The organism is Pseudomonas sp. Irchel 3A18 (assembly GCF_900187465.1).
GTDB lineage: Bacteria > Pseudomonadota > Gammaproteobacteria > Pseudomonadales > Pseudomonadaceae > Aquipseudomonas > Aquipseudomonas cichorii.
Map to the genome: position 1 here is coordinate 76,780 of NZ_FYDI01000012.1, position 11,941 is coordinate 88,720.

Consider the following 11,941-nt stretch of genomic DNA (forward strand, 5'->3'; position numbering starts at 1 on the left):
CCCTGACCCTGGATGGCAAACCCTTGTCTCTGCCGCTGTTTGCCGCGCCTCTGGACCCTCGCGCCCTGCTCGCCGCCTACGCCAATGGCGCCACCGAAGGCGGTGCGGGCAGCCTGCTGGCCCAGGAAACGCCGCACTACCGCTACGCGGTGATGTTCAACCGGGCAAGTAGCGCAGTGGATAACCTGATTCAGTTCGGCAATACCCTGCTGTCGATCATCGAACGCAAGGAACAAGGGCAACTGATAGAACTGCAACAGCAGCAAGCGTGGAAGTTTGCGCAGTACGCCATCGACTTGCAGTTGGAAGCTCAAAAGGTCGAAATCGAAGCGCGCAAGGCGCTGCAAGCCGCCAAGGCCATAGCCGATGCCCGGGCCAGCTTCTACGGCAAGCTGGCGGATGAGAATGTCACTGACATTGAGATCGATGCGGCTGTTTCTCATATGAAGGCCAGAGTGGCAAGCGGCAGCGCATCGGTCTCGAAGGCTGTTGCTGCAGCACTGAAACCCGTCCCCAACCATCTGGGAGTTCATTCAGGCGCAGTTGCCGGGTACGTATGCGGGGCCGCAACCGGCATGGCAGGAGGAGGATTCCAGCTTGAAGGTATTCCTCAAATGGTTGCCATCGGCGCAGAGGGTCTCGCCACACTCGAAGACAGCATCGGCACCGCTCTGGAACATACGGAGTTTTTCCGGCGTCGTTTGCAGGAGTGGGAAAACTCTCGTGATCAGGCCAGGCTGGAATCGGAGCACATCGACACGCAACTGGCCGTGCATGACGCACAGACCCGCATCACCGCCCTGCAACTTCGTCAGGCCCAGGAAGCGAAGAAACAGGCCGAAGTCATTTATGCATTCCTCAACAAGCGCTTCACCCACAGCCAGCTGTACCAATGGCTCAACGGCCAGTTCTCGACCTTTTACTATCAGGCTTACGACGCCACTTTCTCTCTATGCCTGGCAGCCCAAGCCTGTTGGCAATACGAAATTGCCGACTACGCGACCACCTTCATCAAGCCCGCCGCGTGGAAAGACGCCTGGCGTGGCCTGACCGCTGGCGAATCGCTCAAGCTGAACCTGTTGCGCATGGATGCGGCGTATCTGACGCGCAACGACCGCAAGCTGGAAATCATCAAGACGGTTTCAGTGAAGCAATTGCCTGTCTCCACCGAAGAGGCCCCCAGCATCAATCCTGGCTGGGACGCCGTGGTCGCTCGCCTGGCAGAGGAAGGCATCGCCGAATTCGAGATCACCCAGGCGATGCTCGACGCCGACTATCCCGGCCACTACCTGCGCCGCATCAAGCGCGTCAGCGTTTCGCTGCCGGTGACAGTAGGCCCTTATCAGGATATCCGCGCCATCCTCACGCAAACCTACAGCGCCGTACAGATGAATGGTCCGCAAGGGGCGCTGAAGGAAAACATGCGCGCCAGCCAGCAGATTGCGGTTTCAACCGGCGTCGATGACGACGGCATATTCGTTTTCAACTTCGATGACGAGCGCTATCTGCCCTTTGAAGGCACCGGAGCGATTTCCCGTTGGGCCTTGCAGTTCAGTGCCAGCCAGGAGGGCATGATCGCCTCGATCACCGACATCATCGTACACGTGCGCTACACCGCGAAAAGCAGCTGACAACGGAGAGCCAGAGCCATGGACGCTCAAGCACAATCGCAACAACCATCGCAGCCGGCAGTCGCGACGCCCTCGCTGCCCAAAGGGGGTGGGGCCATTCAAAGTATTGGCAAAAGCTGGGGGGCCGTTGGCAGCAACGGTTCGGCGTCTCTGGAAATCGCCTTGCCTGTAAGCCCTGGTCGAGGCTATGACCCTGCGCTCTCGCTCAGATACCAAAGCACCATCGGCAATGGCCTGTTCGGTATTGGCTGGAGCCTGAACCTCGGCTGCGTGGCGCGGCGGGCCAGCAAAGGCGTGCCCGGCTACAACGACGATGATCTGATCCTCGGCCCCAATGGCGAAGCCTGGTTGCCGGAGCGCGACGCCAATGGTGTCATCCAGTTCACCAGTGCCAGCAGCTATAACGGCCATGATCTGGGCAAGACGTATCAAGTGGTTCGCTATTTCGCCAGGATCGAAGGCGCGTTCGAGCGAATAGAACACTGGCGCATCGACCCGGTCGATCCGGGTTTCTGGCTGATTCACGGTGCCGACGGCAGCCTGCATTTCTACGGCAAGAAATCCAGTTCACGCAGCACCGACCCGGCCGACGCCAACCGGGTCGCCGAGTGGCTGCTGGAAGAAAGCATGAATGCCACGGGCGAACATATTCTCTACGAGTACAAGGCCGAGGACGAAGCCGGCCTGCCCGATGATTATCCTCGGGACTTCATTGCCCAGTGTTATCTGTGGCGGGTGCGTTATGGCAACGCCAAGGCCCATCCGGTGCTGTACCTGTGGGACGAAGACTCGCTGGAAAACCTGGAGTGGCACTTCGACCTGCTGTTCGACTATGGCGAACGCAGCATCGATCCAAAGACCATACCGACCTATGCGGAGCAGGCTGAATGGCCGGTGCGCAGCGACCCGCACTCCAGCTTTGCCTATGGCTTCGAGCTGGGCAACCTGCGGCTGTGTCAGCAAGTCCTGATGTTTCATCACTTTGCGGACGAACTGGAGGAGTCACCCTTGCTGGTCCAGCGCCTGCTGCTGGAATACAAACAGACCACTCTCAAATACAACGCGCTGGTCGGTGCGCATTCACAGGCCTGGGACGGGACAGCAATGCATCAACTCCAACAGCAGCCCACCCTGCAATTTACCTACAGCGAATTCGATAGCAAAAACGACATTTACAAACCAATGGATTCGATGCCGGGCCTCAATGACGGCCAGCGCTATCAGATGGCCGATTTGTACGGCGATGGCTTGCCCGGCGTGCTCTATAAAGAGGACAAGAGCTGGCGCTATCGGGAACCGGTACGCGCTGATACAGGCGGTGCGGATGCCGTAGCGTACGGTCCGTGGCAGGAGTTGCCCAAAATCCCGACTGCCGACTCAAACACACCGGTACGCCAGGCGCTCACCGACATGACCGGCGACGGACGGCTGGACTGGATCGTTGCCCAGCCCGGCATGTCCGGTTTCTTCACACTCAAGCCGGACCGGAGCTGGTCAAGCTTTGCGAGCTTCGCGGCCTTCCCGCCCGAGTTCTTTAATCCTCAGGGGCAGATGGCCGATCTGGTGGGTAACGGGCTTTCGGATCTGGCCTTGATCGGCCCACGCAGCGTTCGGCTGTATGCCAATCGCCGGGCGGCGGGCTTCGCAGCACCGACTGACGTCACACATGACGATGACCGCTTGCCACTGCTCAGCGACAGCCCCAATGAACTGGTGGCATTCGCCGACTTGCTGGGCACCGGGCAGCAGCATCTGATCCGCATTCGGCACAATGAAGTCCGCTTCTGGCCAAATCTGGGGCATGGGCGTTTCGGCAAGGGCCAGCTGTTCGCCAGCTTGCCGTTCAGCTATGAGGCGTTCGATTCGAGCCGGGTTCTACTGGCCGATATGGATGGCTCCGGAGCCAGCGACCTGCTGTACCTTGAGTCGGACGGCATCCAGGTGTTCATGAACGAAGGCGGCAATGCGTTCGCCGCGCCTTTCGAGCAAGCCTGGCCCGACGGAATGCGCTATGACCGTTTCTGCCAGGTCAGCGGTGCCGATCTGCAAGGTCTGGGCTTTTCGAGCCTGATCATTACCGCCCCACACATGCAGCCCCGCCACTGGACGTTGCACTATGCCGCCAACGCATTCGGCTTATTGCACAAACCCTACCTGCTCAAAGCCACGGACAACCATATGGGTACGACAGGCGAAGTGACTTATCGCAGCTCGGCTCAGGAATGGCTGGATGAGAAAAAGGACTTGCTTGAGGCAGGCAAGAGCGCTGTTTCACATCTGCCATTTCCGGTTCATGTGGTGGTCAAGCAAACCCAGAAAGACATCGTGACCGGTAATACCCTGAGCCAGCTCTTCCAGTATCGACAAGGCTTTTACGATCCACGCGAACGGGAGTTCCGCGGCTTCGGGCTGGTCTTGCAGACCGATACCGAAATACCGCCTCAGCAACAAGAGGGCTTTACTGCGCCGGTACTGAACAAAACCTGGTTTCATACCGGGCGCGACCCGCAGCAGCCTCACGACGACTACGACGCCAGCGATCCGCAGGCCGTGCCGCTGGGTGAGCATCTGTTGTCCAGCTACGACCCGGACACCCAGACCGAGCAACTGATCGTTGAACCTGATGAGGCTACTCGGCGGGAAATGGCCCGTACACTCAGCGGTTCGCCATTACGCACGGAAGTCTCAAGCACGGACGGCGTACTGTATTCCGTACAAGCGCAACGCTACCTGGTACGCCAGCTTCAGCCACGATCGCCACATCAGCCTTACGCCTTGATGATGCCGATGTCGCTGGAATCCATCACGTATCAATACGAGGCCGAGCAGCTTGATGACCCCATGTGCCAGCACCAACTGAACCTGGCCTGGGACCATTACGGCACCGTGACTTACGCCGTGACGGTGAACTATGCACGGCGCAAGAAGCCGCAGGATACGCCGCCGTTTGAAGACCCCTGGCAGCAACAATGGTGGCAGGCGTCCCATGACGAAGCACAGCAGAACTTCTACCTGAACGAAGCACGCAACGAAAGCATTCACCTGGACAGCCCGCAAAGCTGGCGCCTGGGATTACCCTACAGGACTCGGGGCAATGCCATGGTCGTTCCGGCAAGCGTACTGGCACCGTCGCAGATCAGCTACGAGCACTTCATCGACCCGCAAGGCACATTCGCCGCCCTGCCCCGCACACTCATCGGCCTGTCGGTACAACGCTACATCGGTGCAGGCGATGGGGAGGCGACTTTTCAGGCGCTGGCCGACGCCGTCGAAAACGCAGAACTGGACGATCACGCGCTCAGCGCCTACGAGCGCGTCATGGATGCCGATCAACTGGCCATCAGACTCGCAGAAGTGGGCTACCAACAGATGCCCTCGTTCCTGCCCGATGACGGTTTGAACCTCTGGTCGGTCAAGCAGGGATTCTTCACCTACGCCGGGCCTGAAGCCTTCTATCGCATCACCACATTCAGGCCGACGCGCAGCCATGGCTGGACCAGCGTTGAATACGACCCCTACAGCTTGTTCGTGAACAAGATCACCGACCCGGTGGGTTGCATCACCACAGCGACTTACAACTACCGCGTGCTGCAAGTGTTCCGGATTGTCGATCCCAACCACAACACCCAGGAGGCGGACTACGATGCATTCGGTCGGTTATGGGCCAGCAGTTTCTACGGCACCGAGCTGGGCCAGGAGGTCGGCTTCGATCCGCTCGATCCCGAGACCCGCGTCTGGGGTGGCAGCAACGAGGCAATCAATTCGCCTGCAAGTGCCCTGAGAAATTCGGCAGCCGTTTATTACTACGACGGCAATGTCTCATTTGGTACGGGCAGCATCCCCTTTGCCAGTGCGGTCCTTCAGGCAGACCGCTACCCGGGCGATCCGCAGAAACAGATCCGCATCAGCCTGGTTTCAGTGGATGGCTTCGCACGCACCTTGCAGACCCGGCAACTGGTCGAGGATGGCGACGCCTATGCGGTCGACGAATACGGCAAGCTGATACTGGAAGGCGGCAAACCGAAAATCGTCCACGCCTCGCCCCGCTGGCGGATAAGCGAGCGTGTGGAATACAACAACAAGGGGCTGGCGGTGCGGGTCTATCGCCCATACTTCGCCAACCGTCATGTCTATGTGAAAGACGAATCGTTGCGTGAACATGGTTATTTCGACCGACAGTTCTACGACCCGCTGGGGCGCCCGACCATTACCCTCACCGCCAAGGGCTGGATGCGACGTCAGACTTACCGCACCTGGTACAGCATCAGCGAGGACGAGAACGACACAGCTGAAGAAATGCTGGCATTGAAGGCGTCAGGAGAGCACTGATGAGCAATGCACTGCACTCCCACACCCCGATTGTCACTGCTATTGACGGGCGGGGCCTGACGGTGCGCGCAACCGAATATCGCAAACTTCAGGACCAGGACGAACCGCTCACCCTGACGTCGCGCATGGCCTATGACGCAGCGGGCCGCCTCACTGCGCTCTGGGACCCACGCCTGTGGGCACTCGCGCAACAGGATGCAGCATCACCCACCACCCGTACTTACCGTTACAGCCTTACCAGAGTCCCGCTGTTGACCGAGAGCGTGGACGCTGGCTGGGAACTGACCTTATCGGCTGAGGCCAGCAATGTCGTTGAAAGTTGGGATGCACGCGGCAGCACACGGCAGATCAAATACGACCCCTACCTCAGGCCAGTGGCGACAGTGGAAATCGACGCACAGCAGAATGCCCGCACGATCATCCGCTCGGTGTATGCCGACAGCAGCGATGATTCAGCCGAACACAACCGGTGCGGTCAACTGGCTCGCCTGGATGACACCGCAGGCTCGCTGCATTTTCCCGATTACGGGGTTCTGGGCCAGCTTCTCAGCCAGCCCAGGCAATTCCTGAAAACCCCGGAACTGCCTGACTGGACAGACGCAACGGACTATCTCGACCTGGTGGAAACCGAAGCATTCACCACGCACTGGCAGTACAACGCTGTCGCAGAGCCGACACTGCAAACCGATGCAAGAGGCAATGTCCAACGTGCGGCCTACTCGGTTGCAGGCAACCTGAGCGGCGTCTATCTACAACTGAATTCACAGGACGAAACCACGCTTGTGGATGGCATGGTCTACAACGCATTCGGCCAGGTAGAAAAACAGACAGCGGGAAACGGCGTGGTCAGCCAGATCGTTTATGAGGCATCCACCGGCCTGCTGCAAAGCCTGACCGCTGGCCGCGCAGGCAGTGAAGCCTTGCAGTCGCTGCATTACGGTTACGACCCGGTCAGCAATATCCTGATGATCGAAGACAACGCCCAACCGATTCGCTTCTTCGCCAACCAGCGTATCGAACCCATCAGCCTCTACCGCTACGACACGCTTTATCAATTGATCGAAGCCACAGGCCGTGAAGTCAAAACCGGTGCCAGCCATGGCCCCGCCTTGCCCGTCCTGCAAAACCTGCCGCCCGACCCGAATCAGGTCAGCAACTACACCCAGAGTTACAGCTACGACAGCGCCGGCAACCTGTTGCAGATGCGCCATGTCGGCGCACAAGCCTTTACCCGCACCCTGCGCGTGGCACCGGACAGCAACCGCAGCCTGCCCGAAGGTGAAGTGGAGGTGGATTTCGACACCGCCTTCGACGCCAATGGCAACCTGTTGCAACTGGTGCGCGGCCAGACGCTGGAGTGGGATTTACGCAATCAGTTGCAGCAGATCACCACCGTCACCCGCGCCACCGCAGCGAGCGATAACGAGCATTACATCTACGAAGGCCAGGGCCAGCGCTGCCGCAAGATCCACAGCGCCCAGACCTCCAGCCGCACGTTGAGCAATGAAGTGCGCTACCTGCCAGGCCTGGAAATCCGCACTACCGCCGATGGCGAAATCCTGCATGTCATTACGGCCCAGGCCGGTCGCAGCAACGTGCGGGTTCTGCACTGGCAGGCCGGCCAGCCGAACGACATTGACAACGATCAAATGCGTTACAGCCTGGACGATCATCTGGGGTCGAGCACCCTGGAGCTGGACCAGCAAGGAGGCCTGATCAGCCAGGAAGGCTACTACCCGTTTGGCGGCACGGCCTGGTGGGCAGCGCGCAGTGCCGTGGAAGCGAAGTACAAGACGGTGCGTTACTCGGGTAAGGAACTCGATGCCAGCGGGCTGTATTACTACGGTTTTCGCTATTACGCACCATGGTTGCAGCGCTGGATCAATCCGGACCCGGCGGGCGATATCGACGGTTTGAATTTATATCAGATGCTGGGTAACAACCCCATCAGTCGATTCGATCTGGATGGAAGAATGGATTCATCCGGACAGCAAGATCGAAGCAAAGCCAAAAGGAGACTTATCCACAATACGGTTGTTCATCTGGCAGCGCTGAAACTTATTAAAGAGCGGGTCAATGCAGTCATACAGCAGATAGAAAACTATCTGGACCATGAGGAGCGTGGTATCTCGGCTGTCAAACGCAGCACTTCCCTGATGGGCCAGACTACCGCAAAAATGGCCGGCTCTACAGGCGGTGGCGCTGCAGCGGGAGCCTTGGTTGGGGCAATCGCATGCGGAGCATGCGGCCCCCCCGGGTGGGTGGCGGGCGGAGCTGTACTCGTCGGTGGGTTCGCAGCCGCGAAGGCATCAGGGTACATAGCGGAAAAAACCACTGGCAGACTGAAATGGAACACGGCCATCAATTTGAAAAACAGCGAACTGGACCCTGAAAAGATATTTGATGAAGCTTCGCAAACAGCCCACTCACTGCATGGGACGGTGATACATGCGGCCCGTGAATATACCGATCTAAGAGATCAAAAAGCACGCAACAACATGATGAAATTGATGGCTGGAACAGCATTGGAGCAAACACCAGTGGTCGGTATTGCCATAAAACACGCTCCGGAATTCGTGGAGCTGACATACGAAATACAGCACAGCGAAAAACAGATAGAACCTGAGAAATGGGGGGAGCTGGACACCCATCTGAATACACTGGAGACGGACTTGCTAGAAAGGATGAACGCTCTCAAAGATGAGTTTGAAAGAATCGGCATAGAGTCGGTAAAGGTCAGTGTAATACCGTTGAAAGAAAGAGCATCGGTTGAAACCTTGAACAAAAAGATGAGAACGGTAATGGGCATTATTAAAAACGCCCGAGACCTGTCCATTGAAGCAAGGAAACCGAGTCGACAAAACTCAAAGTTCAAGATGACTAGATTGTGAAAACGACAGGTGAAGCGAATTCGCGCAGACCTGCTGATGCTGTAGATACCGCTCGTGGCCAAGGTCCCTCCCATATGGCCCTGTGGGAGGGGCCTTGGCCGCGATCAGGGGGGATGTGACATACGGCCAAACCGGCCAATGTCACTGAACTAAACTCATGTCAGACCGCAAACAGGGACGCTTGCGAATGAACATGGCACTGCACACTCACACACCCAGGCTGCTCGTTATCGATCCGCGTGGATTGGCGCTACGCAGCGTTGAGTTTTGTCGCCGCGAGCAGGATCAGCCTGTCGATGAGCGTGTGACCTGCCAGGCCTACAATGCGGCTGGACATCTGGTCAGCCAGCGTGATCCTCGTCTTGCACTTCCCAACCTCAGCACGGCTTACAGCCTCAGCAATCAGGCGTTGCTGACCGAAAGCGTCGACGCCGGCTGGCGGCTCGGGTTATTGAACGAAGCAGGCTTGCCGGTTGAAGGGTGGGACAGTCGCGGTAGCCAACGCCAGGTTGAATACGATGCTGTGTTGCGTCCGTTGGCAATCACCGAAGACGGGCAAGTAACCGAGCGGCTTGATTACGGTGGGCCAGATGGTTTTGAGCACAACCAGTGTAACCGGCCAGTTCGCCATGACGATACGGCGGGGACTCGCCATCTACCGGATTACGGTGTGCTCGGGGCTGCACTGATCGAAGCCCGGTATTTTTTGCTTGATCCAGAAGCACCGGATTGGCCACTGGACGAAGCAGAGCGCGATGCCCTTCTGGAAAGCAATCGCCTGGAAACACAATGGGCCTTTAATGCCTTGGGCGAGCCTCTTCTACAGACCGACGCCATCGGCAATGCGCAGTCCTTCAAGCAGACCGTGGCCGGGCAATTGAAAGCCGTCGATCTGACGTTATCCGGTGCAACGCAAACGCTGGTCAGCGATATCCGTTACAACGCCTTCAATCAGATCGAGCAGGAAACGGCGGGCAATGGTGTGATCAGCCACTCGATCTACGATCCTCAAGATAGTCGTTTGATAGAAATCCGGGCGGGCAGCCCGGCGTTGCAGCACCTCATCTACGCTTACGATCCGGTCGGCAATATCCAGCAGATCGAAGATGCTGCCCAACCGATTCGTTACTTCGCCAACCAGCGCGTCGAGGCGATTAATCAGTACCGCTACGACACGCTCTATCAGTTGATCGAAGCAACGGGCCGTGAGGTCAATATCGGTGCCAGTCACGGTCCTGCCCTGCCCGGTTTGCAGCCGCTGCCGCCTGATCCGAACCAGATCAGCAATTACACCCAAAACTACGACTACGACGCGGCGGGCAATCTGTTGCAGATGAGGCATGTCGGCGCGCAGTCTTTTACCCGCACCATGCGCGTAGCCCCGGACAGTAACCGCAGCCTGCCCGAAGGTGAAGTGGATGTGGATTTCGACACAGCCTTCGATGCCAACGGCAACCTGCTGCAACTGGTCCGCGGCCAGACGCTGGAATGGGATCGACGCAATCAATTGCAGCAGATCACCACCATCACTCGCGCGGCAAAGGCCAACGATCACGAACGCTATATCTACGACGGCCAGGCCCAGCGCTGCCGCAAGATCAACAGCACCCTGACCTCCAGTCGCATGCTGAATAACGAGGCTCGCTACCTTTCGGGCCTGGAAATCCGCACCAACGCCGATGGCGAGATCCTCCATGTCATCACCGCTCAGGCGGGGCGCAGCAGCGTGCAGGTATTGCACTGGCAGGCAGGCCTGCCGAGCGGCATCGCCAACGACCAGGTCCGCTACAACCTGGGCGATCACCTGGGATCGAGCACTTTGGAACTGGATCAACAAGGCGACCTGATCAGCCAGGAAAGTTATTACCCGTTTGGTGGCACGGCATGGTGGGCGGCTCGCAGTGCATTAGAAGCGAAGTACAAGACGGTGAGGTATTCGGGCAAGGAACGCGATGTCAGCGGATTGTATTATTACGGCTTCAGGTATTACGCACCGTGGTTGCAGCGGTGGATCAATCCGGACCCGACGGGTGATGTGAACGGGTTGAATCTTTTTTGTTTTGTGGGTAATTCCCCCGTCTGTCATAAGGATATGGACGGCAGGATTTATATAGGGGTACGAGACCCAGTCGAAGAAGAGATACTGAACGCCGGAAACGTTATCATGTTTCGGGGCCTGGATGAGTTCCCGGATGATTTAAAAGAAAATATAAAAAGAGCCTTAGTCAGCAATCAAATCACCTACCAGCATGCAGGCGAAATGATAAGGTATTACCCAAACGAAAGCGCCGACATTATGCGCAGCTTCTTTGGCTACCAATATTCTGATGTCGTACACGACGTTACCCACTCGTGGGAATCCTCTTATATACGGGCCTCTGAATACCTGAGCGATGATGGAGAAGGAAAGTTTCTTGGAATTAGAACCCCTAACGAGAAGCTCAGCGCCTTTATTTTCCCCGAAGACCCTCTAGGCCGGATAGCCATAGATACCAGACATGCCTATACAAAAAAGCTGCCTCATACCATAGGCCACGAGCTGACGCACATAGACGACGTACTGGAAAGTGCAGTAAAAGGCCCTTCCTCAACGGACAATTACTATATCTTCGCAGAATACATCTCCCTATTGACAGGGGGAGGAAATATAACCCAGAAACCCCCATACCAAGCCGTTTCCGAAATCATCACCAGTGGAGGTTTGAACTTGAACTATTTCTCATACATCTTACCGGCCGCCAACAACTTCATAGAACGGGTCAAGACTTTTTATCCTGCCCCTGAGTTCATCACAGATTTAAATACTGCAATCACTCAATTTAATCAAAACCCCGGTATTGCTGCCAGGGTTTCCGCCAATAATGCTGACAGCCTAATGCATGCAGCCCATCACTTACACGAGTATTACATGAAAAACATCTTGACGCAGACTGCCCCTACAACACAGAGACGCGGTCAGCCATAAAAAGAGATACGAAGTTGACGGCATTCGCAAAAAAGTATTCCGGCCTGCAAGAATACAGGAGGCCTATTCCCGGATAAATCCGGTCCTACATGATTCGATATATGGACAAGCCATCCAATCGCCTT

Annotated in this window: 3 protein-coding genes and 1 pseudogene; all 4 read left to right on the top strand. The window is 57.2% G+C overall.

What is annotated here, in order from left to right; genetic code table 11:
• A pseudogene (locus tag CKW23_RS20290) lies at positions 1–1,631 on the top strand (toxin); the annotation flags it as partial.
• Positions 1,632–1,649: 18 nt separating this feature from the next.
• Positions 1,650–5,960 carry a SpvB/TcaC N-terminal domain-containing protein gene (locus CKW23_RS20295; RefSeq protein WP_095068204.1) on the top strand — a complete coding sequence of 1,437 codons (4,311 nt, stop codon included), beginning with the start codon at positions 1,650–1,652 and terminating at the stop codon, positions 5,958–5,960.
• The gene (locus CKW23_RS20300; protein WP_025261656.1) at positions 5,960–8,851 is read left to right on the top strand and encodes an RHS repeat domain-containing protein; all 2,892 of its coding nucleotides are present in this window, start codon (positions 5,960–5,962) and stop codon (positions 8,849–8,851) included. The genes CKW23_RS20295 and CKW23_RS20300 overlap by 1 nt, the downstream gene beginning before the upstream one ends.
• A gap of 187 nt (positions 8,852–9,038) precedes the next feature.
• Positions 9,039–11,816, top strand: a complete 2,778-nt coding sequence (locus CKW23_RS20305; protein ID WP_025261657.1) for an RHS repeat domain-containing protein — start codon at positions 9,039–9,041, stop codon at positions 11,814–11,816.
• The last annotated feature ends 125 nt before the right edge of the window (positions 11,817–11,941 follow it).